This is a genomic window from Herpetosiphon geysericola (genome assembly GCF_001306135.1).
In the GTDB taxonomy this organism is placed as follows: domain Bacteria; phylum Chloroflexota; class Chloroflexia; order Chloroflexales; family Herpetosiphonaceae; genus Herpetosiphon; species Herpetosiphon geysericola.
Genome location: NZ_LGKP01000008.1, coordinates 128,556 through 147,934, shown reverse-complemented (window position 1 = coordinate 147,934; position 19,379 = coordinate 128,556). Strand labels below are relative to the sequence as shown.

Annotated in this window: 18 protein-coding genes; 4 read left to right on the top strand and 14 right to left on the bottom strand. The window is 51.1% G+C overall.

Annotation, left to right across the window (positions count from 1 at the left end; genetic code table 11):
* Positions 1-9: 9 nt before the first annotated feature.
* From SE18_RS04215 to SE18_RS04165, 11 genes are all read right to left on the bottom strand, one after another.
* A complete protein-coding gene (locus tag SE18_RS04215; RefSeq protein WP_054533170.1) occupies positions 10-687 on the bottom strand; it encodes an ABC transporter ATP-binding protein in 678 nt (225 codons plus the stop codon).
* Positions 687-2,615 (bottom strand): efflux RND transporter periplasmic adaptor subunit, encoded by a 1,929-nt coding sequence (locus tag SE18_RS04210; RefSeq protein ID WP_054533169.1) that lies wholly within the window; start codon positions 2,613-2,615, stop codon positions 687-689. The genes SE18_RS04215 and SE18_RS04210 overlap by 1 nt, the downstream gene beginning before the upstream one ends.
* A gap of 352 nt (positions 2,616-2,967) precedes the next feature.
* Positions 2,968-3,834 carry an STM4011 family radical SAM protein gene (locus SE18_RS04205; RefSeq protein ID WP_054533168.1) on the bottom strand — a complete coding sequence of 289 codons (867 nt, stop codon included), beginning with the start codon at positions 3,832-3,834 and terminating at the stop codon, positions 2,968-2,970.
* Positions 3,831-5,150 carry an STM4012 family radical SAM protein gene (locus SE18_RS04200; RefSeq protein ID WP_054533167.1) on the bottom strand — a complete coding sequence of 440 codons (1,320 nt, stop codon included), beginning with the start codon at positions 5,148-5,150 and terminating at the stop codon, positions 3,831-3,833. Before SE18_RS04200 ends, SE18_RS04205 begins: the two co-directional genes overlap by 4 nt.
* Complete coding sequence (locus SE18_RS04195) at positions 5,137-5,940, bottom strand: STM4013/SEN3800 family hydrolase (protein ID WP_054533166.1); 804 nt, start codon at positions 5,938-5,940, stop codon at positions 5,137-5,139. Before SE18_RS04195 ends, SE18_RS04200 begins: the two co-directional genes overlap by 14 nt.
* 46 nt (positions 5,941-5,986) lie before the next feature.
* Positions 5,987-7,144 carry an STM4014 family protein gene (locus tag SE18_RS04190; protein WP_054533165.1) on the bottom strand — a complete coding sequence of 386 codons (1,158 nt, stop codon included), beginning with the start codon at positions 7,142-7,144 and terminating at the stop codon, positions 5,987-5,989.
* Entirely contained in the window at positions 7,141-8,073 is a 933-nt protein-coding gene (locus SE18_RS04185) for an STM4015 family protein (protein ID WP_054533164.1), read from the bottom strand. The genes SE18_RS04190 and SE18_RS04185 overlap by 4 nt, the downstream gene beginning before the upstream one ends.
* Before the next feature lie 11 nt (positions 8,074-8,084).
* Positions 8,085-9,026, bottom strand: a complete 942-nt coding sequence (locus SE18_RS04180) for an STM4015 family protein (protein ID WP_054533163.1) — start codon at positions 9,024-9,026, stop codon at positions 8,085-8,087.
* A 93-nt stretch (positions 9,027-9,119) separates the two neighbouring features.
* A complete protein-coding gene (locus SE18_RS04175) occupies positions 9,120-10,061 on the bottom strand; it encodes an STM4015 family protein (RefSeq protein ID WP_054533162.1) in 942 nt (313 codons plus the stop codon).
* Between the two features lie 80 nt (positions 10,062-10,141).
* Positions 10,142-10,999 carry an STM4015 family protein gene (locus SE18_RS04170; protein WP_236706798.1) on the bottom strand — a complete coding sequence of 286 codons (858 nt, stop codon included), beginning with the start codon at positions 10,997-10,999 and terminating at the stop codon, positions 10,142-10,144.
* 161 nt (positions 11,000-11,160) lie between these two features.
* Positions 11,161-12,798 (bottom strand): aspartate:alanine exchanger family transporter, encoded by a 1,638-nt coding sequence (locus SE18_RS04165; protein ID WP_054533160.1) that lies wholly within the window; start codon positions 12,796-12,798, stop codon positions 11,161-11,163.
* Positions 12,799-13,375: 577 nt separating this feature from the next.
* On the opposite strand from SE18_RS04165, the gene SE18_RS04160 reads away from it, so the two are divergent.
* Positions 13,376-14,116 carry an SDR family oxidoreductase gene (locus tag SE18_RS04160; RefSeq protein ID WP_054533159.1) on the top strand — a complete coding sequence of 247 codons (741 nt, stop codon included), beginning with the start codon at positions 13,376-13,378 and terminating at the stop codon, positions 14,114-14,116.
* 66 nt (positions 14,117-14,182) lie between these two features.
* Here SE18_RS04160 and SE18_RS04155 read toward each other — a convergent pair whose 3' ends face one another.
* Complete coding sequence (locus SE18_RS04155) at positions 14,183-15,106, bottom strand: SDR family NAD(P)-dependent oxidoreductase (RefSeq protein WP_054533158.1); 924 nt, start codon at positions 15,104-15,106, stop codon at positions 14,183-14,185.
* Positions 15,107-15,262: 156 nt separating this feature from the next.
* On the opposite strand from SE18_RS04155, the gene SE18_RS04150 reads away from it, so the two are divergent.
* From SE18_RS04150 to SE18_RS04140, 3 genes are all read left to right on the top strand, one after another.
* A complete protein-coding gene (locus tag SE18_RS04150; RefSeq protein ID WP_083469711.1) occupies positions 15,263-15,646 on the top strand; it encodes a MerR family transcriptional regulator in 384 nt (127 codons plus the stop codon).
* A 107-nt stretch (positions 15,647-15,753) separates the two neighbouring features.
* The gene (locus SE18_RS04145) at positions 15,754-16,149 is read left to right on the top strand and encodes a hypothetical protein (RefSeq protein ID WP_054533157.1); all 396 of its coding nucleotides are present in this window, start codon (positions 15,754-15,756) and stop codon (positions 16,147-16,149) included.
* Between the two features lie 70 nt (positions 16,150-16,219).
* On the top strand, positions 16,220-16,969 hold the full coding sequence (locus tag SE18_RS04140; protein ID WP_054533156.1) for a DsbA family protein: 750 nt from the start codon (positions 16,220-16,222) through the stop codon (positions 16,967-16,969).
* 46 nt (positions 16,970-17,015) lie between these two features.
* Here SE18_RS04140 and SE18_RS04135 read toward each other — a convergent pair whose 3' ends face one another.
* Entirely contained in the window at positions 17,016-17,795 is a 780-nt protein-coding gene (locus SE18_RS04135; protein ID WP_054533155.1) for a UbiA prenyltransferase family protein, read from the bottom strand.
* Between the two features lie 365 nt (positions 17,796-18,160).
* Positions 18,161-19,348 carry an MFS transporter gene (locus SE18_RS04130; RefSeq protein ID WP_054533154.1) on the bottom strand — a complete coding sequence of 396 codons (1,188 nt, stop codon included), beginning with the start codon at positions 19,346-19,348 and terminating at the stop codon, positions 18,161-18,163.
* Positions 19,349-19,379: the final 31 nt, after the last annotated feature.

Sequence of the window (19,379 nt, the reverse complement as noted above, 5' to 3'; positions counted from 1 at the left end):
TTGCATCCTTTAGTTACGCTGATCGCCAATTAACTGGCCATCGCGCATCGTCAGCACCCGCGCTGCATAGGCCGCTACATCGTGTTCGTGAGTCACCAGCACAACCGTAATCCCTTGCTGCTGATTCAAACGCCGCAGCAATTCCATAATTTCGCTGCTAGTTTTGCTATCCAAGGCGCCAGTTGGTTCGTCGGCCAGAATAACCGAGGGGCTGCCAGCCAAGGCGCGGGCAATCGCCACCCGTTGTTGCTGGCCACCACTCAACTCGTTGGGGCGGTGATCAACGCGCTGGCCCATTCCCACGAGATTCAGTGCAGCCAAGGCGCGGCGTTGGCGTTCGGCCCCAGAAACGCCGCGATAAATCATGGGCATTTCGACGTTGCGCAAGGCCGATTGGCGCGGCAAGAGATTGTATTGCTGAAAAATAAAGCCTAATTTTTGCCCACGCACCAGCGCCAAATCATTGCTCGAAAGCTGATCCACCGCCACGCCATCGAGCACATATTCGCCCGAGGTTGGCGTATCCAAACAGCCGATTAAGTTCATGACGGTGCTTTTGCCGCTGCCGCTTGGCCCCATAATCGCCACAAAATCGCCTTTATCGATGCTGAAACTCACGCCTTGCAGCGCTGACACCAGCACATCGCCCATTTGGTAGGTTTTGTGAATATCGCGCAAGCTAATCATTAGCGGCCTCCGCCGAACAAGCCACGGCTGCCGCTATCCGAGGCGGCGGTTGGCACGGCAATAATCGTATCGCCTTCGTTTAAGCCGCTCAGCACTTCGGTAAACGAGCCATCGCTAATCCCCGTTACGACATCGACTTCGCGCACGCCAGCGCCATCGGGCACTTGCACCGCCCGCCCACTCCCTTTGGGCAACAAGGCTGAATTAGGCACGAGCAAAACATCGCTTTTTTCGCTGAGAATAATATTGGTGTTGACCGTCATGCCAACTTTAACCAGCGGATCGTTGCTTGGCACGCTGATTTTGACCCGATAAATTACCACGCCATTCGAAACTTCAGCAACTGGCGAGATATAACTGACCGTGCCCTCAGCGCTCCAAGCATCAAGGGCATCAATTGTTAACTCAACTTTTTGATTCAAGGCAACCAAGGCAACATCGGTTTCACTCAAGTTGAGTTCAACATAGAGATTGCTACGATCAAGAATGTGCATCACCACTCCGCTCGACGAGCCACCTGGCACAATCGAAACTGAGGTAATTACCCCAGCGAATGGGGCGCGCAAGGTCGCATTATCACGTTGCAATTGGGCTTGCTTCAACGCTTGTTCACTTTGCGAGACCGCCGCCGCTTGAATTGCCAAATCGGTATCGGTTGGCGGCGCAGTGAGCTTATCGCGATTGGCTTCAGCTTGATCAACATTGGCTTGGGCCGCAGCAACATCAGCCGCCGTGCCACCTTGGGTCAATTTGCGCAAATTGGCTTTGGCTTGGTCGAGATTAGCTTGGGCTGCTGCCACATCATCGGGCGTGCCGCCTTGTTTGAGTTTATCCAAATTGGCCTTAGCTTGGTCGAGCGCAGCCTCTGCCTGAGTAATTTCGAGTGCCGTCGCGCCCTTCAACACCGTTTGCAATTGCACTTCAGCATCGCGCACTTTGGCTTCGGCATTGGCAATATCCAAGCCTTCTTGGGTAACTGCGTTATCGTAGGCTAGTTGGGCGGCGTTGAGCTTAGTTTGGGCATCTTGCTCGTCGCGCTGGGCATTGGTATAGCGATCAACATCGTTTTGATAGCCAGCATCGTCGGGCTTTTTCTTCCAATTGCCAGCCTCATCGTGGGTTTCCCAATAAATTTGGCTGAGGCTGGTTTGGGCGTTGCGCACCGCATTCGCCGCTGTATCACGATCAAGCCCAGCTTGGGTTTTGGCCTTCGAAGCATCGGATTTAACTTGCTCTAGGCTTGATTTGGCTTGATCAAGCGTGGCTTGGGCACTTGAGACTTTTTCTGGCTTTGGCCCAGCCCGCAGATCGTCGAGTTTGGCTTGGGCAGAACGCACCGAGGCTTCAGCATTGGCCAAATCGGCAGGCGTGGCAGTGCCATTTTTGGCCTTGCGCAATTGGGCTTCTGCATTGGCAACGCTGGCTTGAGCGGCAGCAATATCGGCAGCGGTCGTGTTGCCTGTCACGGTTTTTTGCAAATTGGCCTTAGCATTATCAACGCTGGCTTGCGAGGCTGCTAAATCTTCAGGTCGGGCATTGCCCTCTTCTGTTTGGCGCAAACGAGCTTGGGCACTTTGCAAATTGGCTTCTGCAGAAAGCACACTTAATGCCAAATTACGATCATCAAGCTCAGCCAGAATTTGGCCTGCAACCACATTTTGGCCTTCACTCACCAAGACTGTGCTCACGATTCCCGTGGTCTGAAAGCTCAAATCAAGGCTTTGCTTGGGGTTGATCGTGCCGCTCCCAAGCACCGATGAAACCAAACGGCCACGTTGGATGGTCGTGGTCGTGCTGGCCGAGACGGTCGCAGAATTCTTGCCGCCAAAAACAAATGGCAGCAAGACCAAAACTAAAATCACCGCCCCGCCAATCACAAACCATTTGTAGCCACGTTTTTTGGGCTGTGCTGAGCTTGATTCAGCCATGGGAACGCTCCTTATTGGGCAATTTGGATTAAACACCTAGCGCAACGATCAAACTTGATCATCATCGCTATCAAATTATGTCAATTCAAAATTATGCTGTAGCTGTAAATGGAATTTTTTGCTGAGCACGTGGATGCGCTTAGGGAGCAGCGTTGTGTTCAGCACACAAAAGCATTGTATAGCGCAGTAGCGGCCTAGCCCTACCAGTAGATATTATCCAACTATTACCATTGATTGCCATGCCGATTCTAATGCACGAAGCCTCATAGTTATGTAAATATCAAACAATAATTTGGCATAAAAAAACATCCAGCCTTGCGAGAGCTGGATGCGCTGGAGCAACTGCTGAAATTTAACCTAAGGCCTCAAGCGGAATCTGCGGGATTCGTGCGAGCATGCCTTGACCAAAGACCTGCTGCAAGCCCAAATGTGGCATATGAATGTAGCCAATATGACAGCCACAGGTTGCATTGGCACAAACTCGTGGTTGCAAAGCAACCTGCCAATCAGGATTATAAATGTTGCCAATTGGCTCACGCACAAAATGACAACGCCGGATCGTGCCATCGCCATCAACCGAAATCACGCTTTCGCCAGTGGCACAAGCTCGACCCGCCGAAGGATGGCGGGTATTGTTGATTGGAAAGAGCGGATCAATCGCTGTCAGTTGGGCAATTTCCTCAGGGCTGTAATAGTCAACTTCGCGTTTATAGGCATTGACCCAAAGGTAAATTTGCTTGGGCAGCAGTTCGCGCAAGGCAGCAATTTCTGCCTGATGCTCGTGCATGCCGACCACACCAACGCTAATTGGAATGCCGCGCTCAATTGCTTCGTGGCAACGGGTCAAAAAGCGCTCGCGTGGCGTTTGGGTTGGATGATAGGTTGCCCACAAACCAAGCCGCTCTTTTGGGCAATCCTCGGCCCAATCAAGCCGAGCCGAAAGATTGGTCTGAATCGCGACTTTTTGCACATGGGGCATGTTGGCCAGCGCCACGATTGCCCGTTGATAGCGCCGCCGAATCAATGCCTCGCCCCATGGCGTGAAGAAAATGCTTAATTGAAGCTTAGTTTTTTGAGCAGACCATTCTACAAAGCGTTGCAAAGCAGCTTCATCGTGGGCATGCTCGGCGGCCGTTTCTTGGTGCTTGGCAAACGGGCAATAGCTACAGCCATAATTACAGCTTGATAAGGGGCCACGATAAAGAATTGCTAGATTCATCGCAGAATAAACTCCTCGCTAAGCTGACGAATCTGGGGCGAATAGAGCCACGGCCCAATCAGATCCGAGCGTTCTAGACCTGCGGCGGTTAGTTGATAGCTGCCATTGTGATATTCAGCCCAACCACATTCCAATAACTCGTTAATTTGGCCTAAATCGTCCAAAAGCTCGCTGCCAAATTGCGCACGATAAGCCTGCGCATCCAGCCCACTCACTTGCAACAACGATTGAATCACAAAGCGGCGGCGTTGCTCAGCGCTCGACACTTCACAGCCATAATCAACTTGGCTCAAATCAAGCAAGCTGCGTTGGTTGTAGCGTTGAATAATTTGGCGCACCGAGCTGGCGCCAACCGCATAATCGCTGGAATAGTGCAAGGCGCGGGTATATGAACGAGCGCCAGCGCCTAAGCCCAACATGCCATCGGTTTGGCAGCAATAGCTTGGCGCTTGGCTATCGTCGGGGGCGTGAGCAGCGCGAAACATGCGCATTGAAATTTGTTGGTAGCCTGCCGCCAACAAGCGTTCGCGGCCAACTCGATAGCATTCCAAGCGCACATCCTGTTCCCAGCCCGTGCCACGCCGATCCAAGCCAGTCAACGGTCGCACATACAACGGATACAAATACAATTCTTCTGGCTGCCATTGCAAGGCAATTTCCAACGATTCGAGCCATGTCGCCACGGTTTGTTTGGGCAAGCCATAGATCAAATCAATATTTAACGTAGGAATTTGGGCAGCACGAATCGTCGTTAATGCCTGCTCAACCTCTGGACGGCGTTGGGCACGACCAGCGCCATGGGCTTCGTGATCAAGGAAACTTTGCACCCCAATGCTCACCCGATCAACCCCTGCTTGGCGCAGCACCGCCATGCGATCAGCGGTTGCAGTATGTGGCGAGGTTTCAACCGAAAGCGGAATCGCGCGCGAATCGATGCCTAGCCAGCGTTGGCTCATGCTAAATAGCTGTTCCAATTCGGCTGCGTCGAGGTAGGTTGGCGTGCCGCCACCAATCGCCATGCGGCTAAACTGCAATTGGCCAAGCTCGTTATGGACAGCCTGCATGTGCGTTTCTAAAGTTGCCAAATAGCGTTGTACCACTGCTTCTTGTGGGTTGGTGGTGGTGAACAAATTGCAAAAACCACAACGCATTTCGCAAAACGGAATGTGCACATATAAAAATAATTGCTCGTGCGCCTCGTTGGCCCAAACCTCGCGCAACGAACGCGGCGCAAGCTGGCGATAGGCCGATTTGTGCGGGTAACTATAGCTATAGCCCATATAGGGCGTAGCATTGGCATATTCACGCAGATGCATCGGCTTCCTCCAAGCAGCAATCAGCATAGGGCACAGTCCAAACGCTGGGATGCGCCAAACGATGGCCATAAAAACCATCCTCGCCATAGGCCGTGCCATGATCCGAACAGAGCATCATAAAGGTTGGGTTGCGCTGGCGAAGCGCAGCAAATAACGCAGGCAACTGGCTATCAACATAGCGCAAGGCAGCGGCATGGCTTTCAATTGTATCACCCGTAGCCCCAGCCAAATAATGGGCATTTGGTTGATGCAACGCCGAAATATTGATAAACAAAAAGATCCGTTGCGCGGCGGGAATCGCTCGCAAGCGCTCAACTGCCAACGCCACCTGGAATTCGATCGAACGTGGCTCGGTCACGCCCAAATGCGGCTCCCAATATGCTTCGTGAAATAAATCGGGCAGCACACAACTCAAGGCAGTTTGGCGATTGAAAAAGCCCACGCCACCAATGCAAATTGTGCGATAGCCCACTTGCGCCAAACCAGTTATCACCTCGGGAGCATCAAATACAAAGGTTTGATCAACCGTGGTTTCGCTGCCAGCAAAGCGTGCCGCAAACAAGCGTGGATGCGGGCCGGGCGTGGCGGGCGTTGGCATAAAGCCAGCAAACATCGCTTGATGAGCTGCATAGGTAAACGAGCCTGGGCTATGGCGCTCCTGCCAACCAGCTGGCAAAAGTGCACGTAAATTGGGCGTGCCGCCATTAGCCCACTCAGCACATGCCACGTCGTAGCGCAAGGTATCAAAGGTCAAAAGCACAATATCGTGCGTTGGAATGTATTGTTTCATTGGATTCCTGGTGTTTGGGGGTTGGTGGTTGGGGATCGGGACAATCCTACGCGCTGTGTTCGCTGTTATTGATCCCAATCCCCGACCCCCGACCCCCAGCCTCAACTAATTCAGCTTCATAACTATCAAGCCCATTGACCAAAACATTAGGCAACAGATCGCCGAAGGCATTAACTTCGCCAACTAAGCAATGTTTGAGGCTGTTGGCAATCAGCAAATCAACCCCAGCATACAGCGAACGAGCGAAACATGCTGCCGCCGCTTGGGCTTGTTGTTGCACCGTTTGCCAAAACTCAGCACCTAATTGTGCTTGCACTGCCGCCAAATCGCCGCGCGGATTCAACAAGTGCAAGTTGGTAATCGGCGAGCTACTGGTGCGCACCACTGTGTGCTGAGCTTTGCCAGCAATCACCAACATGCGCAGATCGTAGACCTTGCCAGCTAGCCGCGCCTTGGGCACCCATTCCTCGACATGGATTCTCTGCTGCACCAAAGCATCGATTAATGGTTGAATCTCGTGTAGATGGGTATAAGTACGGATATTGCGCGAGTTGTACAATTGCAAGCCAGTGCTGGTTTGCAGCAACTCAACCGTGGTAATGGCCTGCATCTGGCGGCCATTGGTGCGATAGGCCACCACTCCTGAGGCGCTTGAGCCATGAGCAAGTTTGATAAACACCCGCTGCCAGCGCTGGGCTTGCATCGCCATTTGCAATTGCTCAAACGAGCCAATCGCTGGCAAACTGCGTGGCACAAGGACATCTGCTTGTGCTAATCGCACATGGCAAGCAACTTTATCAAACATCACCGCAATATCAGCGGGATGTTGCAACAAGCGCGCATTCAACCTAGTTAATTGCTGTTCGAGTTGGCGCAACACGTGGCAATAACCCCGATACCATTGGCGACTGCCCCACAAACGCCCATGCTCTTGCGGCAAATCAGCATCGATTGGCCAGTGCTCAAAATCTGGTTCAGGCGCGAGTTCAGCAGCAAAGCGTACCAATTCACGATACAGTTGCTCATCTTTGCCCGGCGATTCAATCCGCACCAACTCGTTGGGCTTGATCAACTGCGCTACATCAAGCCGAGCAGCCAGCAAATCGTAATAGCTGATAACCCGTGCGGGCGGCTGGCCTTGACGCGCCAACGCCGCCTGCCAAAGTGCCACCCGCCGATCACGCGGATTGCCAATAACGATCATTCACTCACCGCGATATAACGGCGATCGTGACGATTGGGGTCTTGCGGTTCGGAAATATCAACCTCAATTCCCAAGTGTTTGAATTGCTTCGCCAGCTCGCTATCAATAAAGTGATAGTGCAAATCGAGCAATTTCAGCTGTTTAATCGCAGGGCAGGCCAACAAGGCCTTTGCACCTTCATCGCCAAGGTTGCCAAGCGAAAGATCAAGCACCTCAAGGCGGTTGATGATCGGCGCTTGGCTCAAGGCAATCGCCAAATCATCAGCAAACGAGCAATCGCGCAAGGCCAGCACCTTGAGTTGCGGAAACAATTCGTCATTGAGTAATGGCTCAAGATCAGTCAAGGTCACATCGCCGCCATACCACTCGGAGCCAAGCCACAATTCCAAATGCTCGAGCGCAGGCAATTTGCCATGGAAAATCTCCTGCACAACCCGATTGGCCAAGCCACCGCTTTGAATAACCAAGGTTTTGAGCTGGGCATGCTGGCACGAACCAAGGCTCAGGCCGTTGGCGCCGCGAATCGCAAAATGCTGTAAGTTGGGAAACGCCGAGAGCAAAGGCGAGAGATCATCCTGCTCGATCCATGAGATTTCCGATTCTTCGCTCATAATATCGCCAATGAATAAGGCGCGTAAATTGGGCAATTGCGGTGCAGCGCTAACCAAACTTTCAACGACTTCATCAACTGGCCCATTGCCATCATCCAGCTCCCACCACGTACCAATCACCAAGCCGGTGGTTTTTTCAACGCTCGGCAAGGCCAAAAAATCGGCAAAGCGGTCGCTCCACGTTACCTTGCTATCATAATCATCTTCGTAGCTCAGCCCAACCCGCTGCACAACGCCGCTTGGTTGCAAAACACTAGGGTGATCCCAATCGGCAATGTTCGATGGCGCAAGCTCCGACATCCATGGCAATTGAGCCATTCTTGTGCTCCTTACTCGCTGACGGCGATATAGCGATATTCTTCGTCCCCATCTTCGTCGGCGGTTTCTTGTCCGCTAACATCACTTTTAAGTTCAATCGTGGCCCAACAATCGCGCATGCCATCGCTCATATAGTGGTGGTGCAAATCGAGAAATTCGAGCTTGCGAATGGCTTCGCTGGTAAATAGAACTTCAGCGCCAGCATCGCTCAGATTGCCCAGCGAAAGATCAAGTACCTTGATCCGTTCCAGAATTGGGGCTTTAGCTACTGCTTGGGCCAGCGTATCTACATATTCACAATCGCGCAAACCCAAGTTGATTAAGCTTGGAAAACGCTCGCCACTTAAAATCGGTTGCAGATCATCGACGGTCGAATTGCCACCATATTCATCATTACCCAGCCAGAGTTCCAAATGTTCAAGCGCTGGCAGATTGGCAGCAGCCACGTCACGCACCACTTGCACAGGCAAGCCACCAGTCTGAATCACTAAGCCCTTGAGCTGTTGATGCTGAATCGCGCCAAAACTCAAGTTCGAGCCACCACGAATTGCTAAATATTCAAGCTGGGGGTAGGCTGCCAAAACCGCTGCATAATCGCCTTGGATAATCCACGAAATTTCCCATTCTTCATAGGTAAAATCGCCGACAAACAAGGCTTTGAGCAAGGGCAAGCGTTCGCGAGCATTCACGATGCCTTCTAAAACAAGCTCAATATCATTATCTTCGGGCGAATCGTGCCACCAACGCCCAATCACCAAGCCTGTGGTTTTGGCAGGCTCATCGGTCGCCAGCCACGCATTAAAATAATCTTGCCAAGTTGGGGCTGGCGCTTTTGCGCTATAGTCATACTCCAAGTGCAGGCGCACAGGGTGGCCAATCGGCGCAAGGTTTTTTCGTCCATCCCAATTCGCAATGGTCGAATCACCAAAATAGCCCATCCAATCGAAGATCATGTCTACCTCATAAACAACAAGCGTAGGCCGATTGAAGCCTACTCGTAGGATACCTGAGTTTGCGACAAATACTGTCACAATCGGCACAAACCCTCATTCGGTCACTGCCGCAAAACGATATTCTTCGCCATTATCTTCTTGCGGCACTTGCTGATCGCTCACATCGCACCATAGCCCAATTGTATCCCAGCATTCAAGCATGTCGTTGCTCAGATAGTGATGATGCAAATCGAGGAAGTTGAGGCAGCGAATTGCCTCGCTCGCAAACAAAACCTCGGCCCCAACATCGCTCAAATTGCCTAGCGAAAGGTCGAGTATGCTAATTTGCTTAAGAATCGGGGCATCAACCAGCGCTTGGGCCAGTTCATCGGCATATTCACAATCACGCAAGCCCAAAATTTCTAATTGTGGAAAATTTTCAGCCTGCAAAATTGGTCGCAGATCAGCGACCGTTGAATCGCCACCATAATAATCACAGCCCAGCCAGAGTTCCAAATGTTCAAGCGCTGGAAAATCGGCAGCAGCAAGCTCCCGCACAATCTGGGCCGCCAAACCGCCAGTTTGGATCACCAAAGCTTTCAGATTTTGATGCTGAACTGTGCCAAAACTCAGCTCTGAGCTACCGCGAATAACTAAATATTCAAGTTCAGGAAAGGCTGCCAAAACTGGAGCATAATCACCTTGGATAATCCACGAAATTTCCCATTCTTCGTAGGTGAAATCGCCAACAAATAAGGCTTTGAGCAATGGCAACTGCTCATGGTCATTGATAATGCTGGCTAAAACGCGGTCAATATCACCTGGATCGACCGTATCGTGCCACCAGCGACCAATCACCAATCCGGTGGTTTGGGCTGGTTCGGCGGTTGCCAGCCACGCATTGAAATACTCGTTCCACGTTTGGGTGGTCGATTTAGCCGCATAATCGTATTCCAAATGCAGACGCACAGGGTGGCCAATTGGCGCAAATTGCTCCTCAGCATCCCAATTTGCCAGCGTCGAGTCACCAAAGTAGCCGATCCAATCAAAAACCATAGCCTAGCCCTCAAACAGCAATACCAAGCCCAATCAATCGCACCAAACGCGTAGCCCGATGGATAAAAAGCGCTAGCAGCTTAGGCAAGATAGCCGCTAATGGCGATTGGGTACACTTCTTCACCCTCGTTGTCGTCTGGTACGAATTGTTGAAAACTCACCTCAACCGCAAGCTCAATCGATGCCCAACAATCAAGCATTGCATCGCTCAGATAGTGGTGGTGCAGCACTAACGTATCAAGCTTGCGAATTGCTGGGCTAGCGAATAAGGCTTCGGCTCCAACATCGCTCAAATTGCCCAGCGCAAGATCAAGCACCTTGATCCGCTCAAGAATTGGGGCATTGGCAAGGGCTTGGGCCAGCAGGTCTGCATAATCACAATTGCGCAAGGCCAAAGTTTTTAACTGTGGCAAGCCTCCGCCATTCAAAAGCGGCTGCAAATCGGCAATCGTCGAATCGCCACCAGACTCAGCCCAGCCCAGCCAAAGCTCCAAATGTTCAAGAGCTGGTAAATCGGCGGCAGCAAGCTCGCGCACCACTTGGGCTGATAAACCATTAGATTGAATCACCAAAGTTTTGAGCTGCTGATGCTGAAGCGAACCAAAGCTCAACCTAGGGCCACCGCGAATCACCAACGATTCAAGCAGTGGGTAGGCTGCTAAAAATGGCGCATAATTGCCTTGCCTAATCCACGAAAGGTCGAATTTCTTATCAGTAACTTCGCCGATAAACAGTGCTCTGAGCAATGGCATCCGTTCGCTAGCAGCGGCAAGTTGGGCTAAAACATAATTAGCACTCATGCGCTCAACTGGATCATTCCAAGTCCACCAGCGATCAAGCACAAGGCCCGTGACGCTGGCTGGCTCATCGCTCGTAAGCCACTCATTGAAGAAAATCTCCCATGGGTTTGGATCGTCATCTTCGACATAAAAACGCATCAGATCATCGCTTGGCTTAAAGTGCTCCCATCCTGTTGAATTGTGGACGGCTAATGCACCGTAGTGGTTTTTCCATTCAAAGATCATCCCAACCTCGCAAATATGAATGGCAGGCCGTGATTGGCCTGCCATTAGCATAGGTAGGTATGTGTCAACCGCTGTCATAGCAGTTGAATCAGCATCAGCTGGGCAAGAATAATTTTGATGATTAATGCTAGTGGATAAACCGCTGCATAGCCTTGGTTTGGCAGATCGTTATTGCTTTGTTGTACAGCAAAACTGAGCAAGGCGGGCTGGGTCTGAAAACCAGCCAACATCCCCGTGAGAATCCCCATTGGAATTTTCAGCACTTTATAGCCAATTGTCAGAATGAGCATTGCGAGGGTAAAGGTGATTGCAGCGCCAACTCCAAACAAAAGCAAGCCATTGCTGCTGAATAAGAATTTGACAAAATCATAGCCAGCGCGCGTGCCGACCCCAGCGAGGAACATCACAATCCCAATTTGGCGCAACGTCAGGTTGGTGCTATAGGGCATGTTCCAAACCAACGGGCCAGTCCGATCAAGCGCCCCCAAAATCAAGGAAACAACCAACGGCCCGCCAGCAAAGCCAAGTTTGATGCTTACACCGCCAGGCAACGGCAAGACCAATGAACCAATAACCAAGCCCATCACCAAACCCAAGGTGAAGGTCAAAATATCAACTTCGCTCAAGGCGCGATACGAATCGCCAAAAAAACGGCTCACTTGGGGAATATCGGCGCGGCGAGCAATCACCCGCACCCGATCACCAAGCTCTAAGCGGGTATCTGCGGTTGGCAACATTTCCACGTCGCCACGGCGAATGCGGGTAATCGTTGCGCCCAACACTTGGGGCAAATTCAGTTGCTCCAGCCGAATCCCCACAATTTTGGAGTTGGAGACAAACATGCGGCGATAATCAAGCTCGCGCCGATCGTTGGAAATATCCTCGGTTTCGTGGCCAAGCACAGCGATAACTTGCTCCAGCACCTCGCTTGAGCCAACAATGCTGACGTGATCGCCGAGCATAAATTGGGTTGCGCCGGTTGTTACCGCCACATGGCCATCACGGCGATAGCGCCCAAACACCATCGACCAATGATACTTGGCAATCAAGGCTTGAACTGAAAGCTTGGTTGCTTCAGGATTGGTAATTTCAACCGTGCGGCTGGTAATATCCTGGTGGTTGCCTTCTAAATCGTGGCGCGAAGCCAATTCTTTGGCATAATCGACCCGCCACAGGCGTTGCACCAACACAATTGCCAACATCATCGCCACCACACCCATTGGGTAGGCAATCGAATAGCCAACCACCGGATCGTTGACCACGGCGGCTAATTGTTGCTCAGGCAAGGCCGATTTCAAATATTCAATGGCCGCTGCTAAGGCTGGCGTATTCGTGATCGTGCCAGTGAACAGGCCAACGCTTAAGGTTGGTTTAATGCTAAAGAATGAATGGGCCAGAATTGCAAACAAATAGGCCACGACAATCATCCCGCCAATAAAGAGATTATCGCGCAAGCCTTTGCTGCGCCACGAGCGAAAAAACTGATGCCCGCTGCTCAACCCGACGGTGTAGACAAACAGCACCAAGCCAAATTGATACAGCACTTCGGGCAGTTTCAGCCGCTCATCAAGCGAGCCAATTGCCAAGCCCACAAACAAAACGGCGGCAACGCCGAGGCGCACACCGCCGAGATTCAATTGCCCCAAAGGATAGCCGATTGCTGCAACCACAAACAGCAGCAATAGTGGATTCGACGCTAGCAAGTCCAACATAACGTTCCTTTCGCAGCGTACAGCCAATAGGCTGTTTCTCTCGATGCCATCTTAGCATAGCCGAGCGATCTACCTTGCAGGGTTGCAGCCTCGCTACGATTATTGTGAATTTCGTAACGAGAAATGAGGCAAATTTGCTAAAACCCAACATTCAGTTTCTCTATGCTCGTCATCGCAACTGCGAATTGCCCGATGTTTATTTTAAAGCCACAGATTCCACAGATTGTTTTGATAGCCACATCTTTTCGCCACGAATTGTCCGAATAATCGAGCTTCATCCCTCATCTTTCATCCTTTCGTAGCTCTACGCCGCTACGTTAAATGATTCTAACCGCGAAGAGCGCGAAGCACGCGAAGGTTTGAATTAGGTAAACACTTGAATATTTATAACTGGCATAAAACGATAAACCTGAACTTCGTGATCTTCGTGTCCTTCGTGGTTAAACAACGCCAACCCTCAACTCCTATGCTCTATGTTCTTTGCTCTATGTTCTTTATCCGCTTGCCAGCATATGTATAATCGTGCTAGCTTTTCTCACAATGGGAAAACCAACCAAGCGACGTGAAAGGATCATGTGTGCCAGAGGATTTTGTTGGGCAAGTTGCCCTGATAACCGGAGCTTCGCGCGGCATTGGAGCCGAAATTAGCCGCCAACTGGCCCAACGGGGAGCCGATATTGTGCTTAATTATCGCAGCAAGGCCGCCCGGGCTGAAGCGGTTGCTGCCGAAATAACCGCCCTGGGAAGGCAAGCGTTGCTAGCCCAAGCCGATTTAACCCAAATTAATGACCTGATAACAACCCAAACCCAAATTCAACAAGCTTTTGGCAAGCTTGATGTTTTGGTGCTTAACGCTAGTGGCGGTCTTGAAAAAGACAAGCCAGCAACCTATGCTATGGATCTAAATCTGACCGCGCAAGTGCAAACGGTTGAAACAATGTTGCCATTGATGCCTGCTGGCAGTTGCATTGTGTTCGTCACCAGCCACTGGGCGCATTTTTATGGCGAACGGCCAATTATCGCTGGCTACGAACCGGTAGCAAGCAGCAAAAAAGCTGGCGAAATGGCATTGCGCGAACGCATCGCTGAATTCAGCCAACGTGGCATTCACTTCTATGTCGTGAGCGGCGATATGATTGAAGGCACGATCACGCCCAAATTGCTTGATAGGGTTCAGCCTGGCTTTTTAGCTGCTCGCAAAGAACACAGCCCTGAGCCAATTCCTACGATCGAGGAATTTGCCCAAGCAATTGTCGATGCCGCCGCCGATCGCAGCCAACCCAAAGGCCATACCGTTTTTGTGGGGCCAATTATCTAGCTGAATTAAAAAAGCCCAGCGATCCAAGCCTTAAATTTGGATCGCTGGGCTTTGCTTGTTTAGGTCTTATAAACCAAGTAACTCCAATGAAACATTCCACAGACGCTGGGCATTGTGGCGATCAAGTGCATAGCCAGCAACTCCCAGTAACGGGTTTTCGACGGGGCGGCGGCTGACAATTGGTTGCTCATTACAATCGGCAAAATAGCGCCCTCCAACCTCGGTCAGCAAGGGCGAAATTCCGAGCAGTACCGAGGTTGCCGCACCTTGGGCAACAGTTTTTTGAATTTCCGGCGCAACCCGCATTGTGCCGCCAACATGGCGTTGCAAGTTGGTCAAAATTGCGCCTGGCATTAAGGCATTAACTCGAATGCCTTGGGCGGCCCAGCGGGCATCAGCCTCAACCGCAAACAAAACATTGGCGGTTTTGGCCTGACCATAAGCGAGCCATGGATCATAGGGACGAAAGGCAAAATGCACATCATCAAAAATCACTGGCGAACGCATATGCGCGCTAGAACTAACCACAACCACCCGTGCGCCGCCAGCCGCCACTAAAGCAGGCTGCAAACCAAGACTTAGCGCAAAATGGCCAAGATGATTAACCGCAAACTGCGATTCCCAACCTTCGTTGGTATACTGCTCAGGTGAAGCCATCACTCCAGCATTATTCACCAGCACATGCAACGGCCCTTGCCATTGAGCCACAAAGCGCGCAATCGAAGCCCGATCAGCTAAATCAAGCTGGCTGACCAGAATCGCAGCATTGCCAGTGCTGGCCCGCAATTCAGCAGCAACCTTTTCGCCAGCAGCAAGATCACGCACGGCCAAGGTAACTTCGGCCCCAGTGCTGGCCAAAGCACGCGCAGTTTCTACGCCAATCCCCGACGCAGCGCCAGTAACAATCATCCGCTGGCTACGACAATCGATTCCGGCGGCAACCTCGGCGGCGGTGCTGGCAAAGCCAAATGGGGTGGTTATCAAACTCATCGCAAGCATCCTTCACACTAAATCACTAGCTCAGTCTAAACCTTCGTGCGCGCTCTAAGTCAAGCCCTAATGTTGGCAAAATTGATACTTGCTTTAGAGCGCACTCTAGGCTATACCATAGACAGTAGCTGATTGTTATTGTGCAGGAGCTTAATTATGGTGATGCAACAAGGAGTGCCCGAAAACCTAACCATTCAACAAATGGCCCAAGTTACTGGTCTGAGCGCCCATACCTTGCGCTATTACGAACGCGCTGGCTTGCTCGATCTGGTCGATCGCAATCAGCAAAACGGCTATCGCTCCTATAACGAACGCCATATCAATTGGATTCACTTTATCAAATGCCTGCGCGCTACTGGTATGCCAATTCGCGATATTCGACGCTATACCGAGTTATTGCAGCAAGGCGAAAATACTGTGCGCGACCGCCTGAATCTCTTGAAAGCACATCGCCAGCGGGTTGAGCAACAATTGCGCGAGGTTAAAGAGCATCTTGAGGCGGTTACTCGCAAAATTGGCTATTATGAAACGCTTGATTAACGCTGATTAAAAATCGAAGCATTTGCCCCAAAATCGGCACTTAACCTGATGTTTCTGGTCCAAGCTATGGTATGATCGCGCTAGGTTGATCGATTAGGGGTTTGGGTGTGCTGAAACTACGCCAAATAACCAGCGTTCTCGGAATTTTATGGCAGCCATTGCTCTGTTGGGCGATGGTGCTGCACCTTGGCGTTGGCTGTCCCGTTGGCTGCGTCGTCAACGGGGTTGCCCAAACACAGTTTGGCCAGCACATTCCCCGCAACGATCAATCAAGCGCCTTGGATTGTCCAAGTCAGCACGAATTACTGCCGAGCCAATCGCTCGAGCCAAGCGCTCCCACCAACCAGGTTGCGCAGTTAGTAGCTTGGTTTCCAATGGTCTTGATTGTGCCACAGCTCCATCAGAGCCTCGCAAGCCAGCGCCGCCAATGGCGCATCCCACTCCAAAAGGCTTGCTCGTATCGTATGCTGCCGCTCACGCCACCTCCTCGCTCACCCGCTTGAGTCCACATTTGGTCGCGATTCAAGTGTTGTTAATGCTGTAAAGCTACAGCGTTTATTGAGGATGTGAACTATGACTAGCTCAACTCGCTCTGGCAAAAGCCAGCGCCGCAATCAACCAACCCGTTCATTCAAAATGTTTTATCTTGGCTTGGGCTTAATTGCTGTTTTGGGAATTGGCTTTGTGCTATTTCAAGCCCTGAGCAAGCCCGCCAGTGTCAGCAACACCGGCCCAATGCCCAACCAAGCTGGCCTGAATGCTCCAGTTGGCAAAACCGACGATAATTATTGGTACAAAGGTAAGCCCGATGCACCAGTTAAAGTCGAAATCTACGCCGATTATGAATGCCCAGCCTGTCGCAGTTTGGAAGTTGAATTGGCGCAAGCTAATTTCGATGGCTTATATGTGGAGACAGGCAAAGCCCAAGTGATTTTCCGCGAGTTTCCGCTGAAAACCATCCATAAATCGGCGCAACTCACTGCGGAAATTGCCCGCTGCGCTGGCGATCAAAATCTGTTCTGGCCGATTCACAATGCCTTATTCGATAGCCAAACCCAATGGGCCAAAAGCCTTGGGCCAAAAACCCAAATTATGGCCGCCGTCGAGCAGGCTGGTGCTGATCGCCAACAAATCGAAAGCTGCATCGAAGCAGGAACCTATACTGGTGTGATTAACGACGCCTATGATGCAGCGGTTGAACGCCAATTGCAACAAACGCCCACCGTCTTTGTTGATGGTCAGCAAGTCAATTTCGAAACCGACTTTGCCAAAACGTTGATGACCGCCGTCGATGCCAAATTGCCAGCCAGCAGCAATAATTAACCACAACGAGCGAGCGATCCAGAAAACTGGATCGCTCGCGATTAATTTAGGCTTGTTTGAAAAAACGAATCAGCTCGCGAGCATGCTCCAAAAATTGGCCATCGGTGGAAATTTGGGCCACAGCATGATCAATCTCACGGCTAATTTGGCGATGCGCCGCTTCGTTGTTGGTACTGAGGCTTTGCAGTTCAAGCTTTAATTGCTCAATTTGGCGCTCCAAGTGTTTGGCCTGTTTGACCTGCTGGCTAGCCCATGAATCTGCTTCCTCAAGGTCTAATTGCTCAATTTTAGATTCTAAGCTCGCTACTTGATGTTTCAGCAGCATAATATCGTCACGGGGAAAGCGAACTTCCTCGTGAATGGTTGCCAAGCGTTGGGCCACATATTCGTAGCCACGCAAAGCAGGCCGTAAACCAGTCAGCAAAATTGCCGCTCCCGCTGCAACATAGCCTACGCTGCTAATATTGCTAGCAGCAATCGCATACAACACACCTGCAGAAACCAGATGCAAAAGCACAGCGCCAAGTAATGAGCGTTTGGCAATGCTAGCGGCGTATTGCTGTTGGCTGGCTTGAACGGTAATTCCCCGTTGCTGCGACATTTCAGCATCAGCTATCACCGTGCGCGCATCAAAATATATATTCCAAGGAATGATGGTAATCGCCAAAAGCCACCAGACACTGACAATCCCCACCAACCAATCAGTCACGTCGCCAGCAGGAATATCAAACCAACGGGTCATGGCAAAAAGCAGAATCAAAAGCCCCGTCAAGAGGCTACTCATCAGTAAAAAACGGCTAAAGCTTGGGCGGCGAGCAGCAATCATGGTCAGACCTCCAACGCAGTAATCAAGGGTGCTAGCGCTAGTCTAGCAGGCTGCTCGCTGCTCGTAATGCATCATTCGATACACCTGAGGGCGTAGAGGGATCAGGCACGTTGAAACCGCGAAGAACGCGAAGAGCACGAAGGGGTAGAAGGCTATGGGCTATAGGGTTCATAGTTGGAAATACTCATGGTCGACCAAAAGCCTAGATTCTGCCGCTCACATTATTTTAGCCACAAATTCCACAGATTATTTGGATTATTGTTCCTGCTCCCCAATAGCCATCAGCCGCTAACCCAGCCCACTGAACCCCAGCCCCCAACAACCGATCCCCATTCCCTTTTGAATTTTGACTTTTGGCTTTATCCTTAGACAGCTGGTTTTAGGCGATTCAAGGCCTCGAAAATGAGCGCCATCGCCACTGCCACCACAAACAAATACGTTCCCAGCACTTCAATCCCCATCAAATCGGCAAACAAGCCGAAGCTACTGGCAATCGAAGCTCCACCCAAGGTTGCTGCGGCAATTTGGAAGCCAATCGTATTGGCCGAATGGCGTGGCCCCATGCGCGCTGGCGTTAAGGCGATGAACGATGGGAACATTGGGGCCAGTGCTAAGCCAAGCAAGGCAATCCCAATCACGGTAAGCCATGGCGCAAGATTCAGCCAGAACAAAACGACGCCGAGAATTGCCACGAGCATGCTCAAACGCAACAAACTAACCACGCTCATGCGGCCAACAATCACGCCAGAAAGCAAACGGCCAACCGTTAAGCTGCCCCAATAAATGCTCACCCAAACCCCAGCAATGCCTGGCTCCATGCCTCGCGAGATTGTCAGCAGCGTATACAACCATTGACCAGCACAAAATTCTAAGCCCGTATACAGAAAGAACAACAGAATATTCAGCCATGTGACTGGTAAGCGCAAGGTTTGTAGCATACTTGCACTTGCAACCGGTTCCACCATAGTTTCAGGTTGATTGGTTTGCCACTGTTTGCGGGTGATAGCAAAGGCACTAGCAAGCAATAATTGGGCAATTCCAACTAGCACATAGCCAAGCCGCCACGATTGATTTGCACTAATAATGCTACTCATAATCACTGGGCCACTTGCCGCACCCAAACCAAACGAGGCATGGAGCCAATTGAGCATCCGGGGGTTGAAATTCTCAGCAGCATAGGTATTAAGGCCAGCATCAATCGCGCCTGCGCCCAAACCTGCTAAAATACCCAAACTAGCCATAAACAGCCATGCTGGAGCATAGCCATAGCCCAGTAGGCTCACCGCAGTTGCCAAACAACTAAGCACCAATAGCCAACCAACGCCAATTTTGGCTAAAACTCGCCCACTGCTGAAGCTCGAAATCAAATACCCAAGCGTGCCGCTGGTAATCAAAGCTCCCAGCGCATCAAGCGGCAAACCAAATTCCGCCCGAACCGATGGCCATGCAACTCCTGTTAGGCCGTCTGGCAAGCCTAAACTAATAAATGCTGCATAGGCCAAGCCAACTAAAAGCGTCGAATGCCGCCGAAGCGAAGGTACAGAATATGACACAATTCAACCCATTGCCTTTCTGAAACGTTTT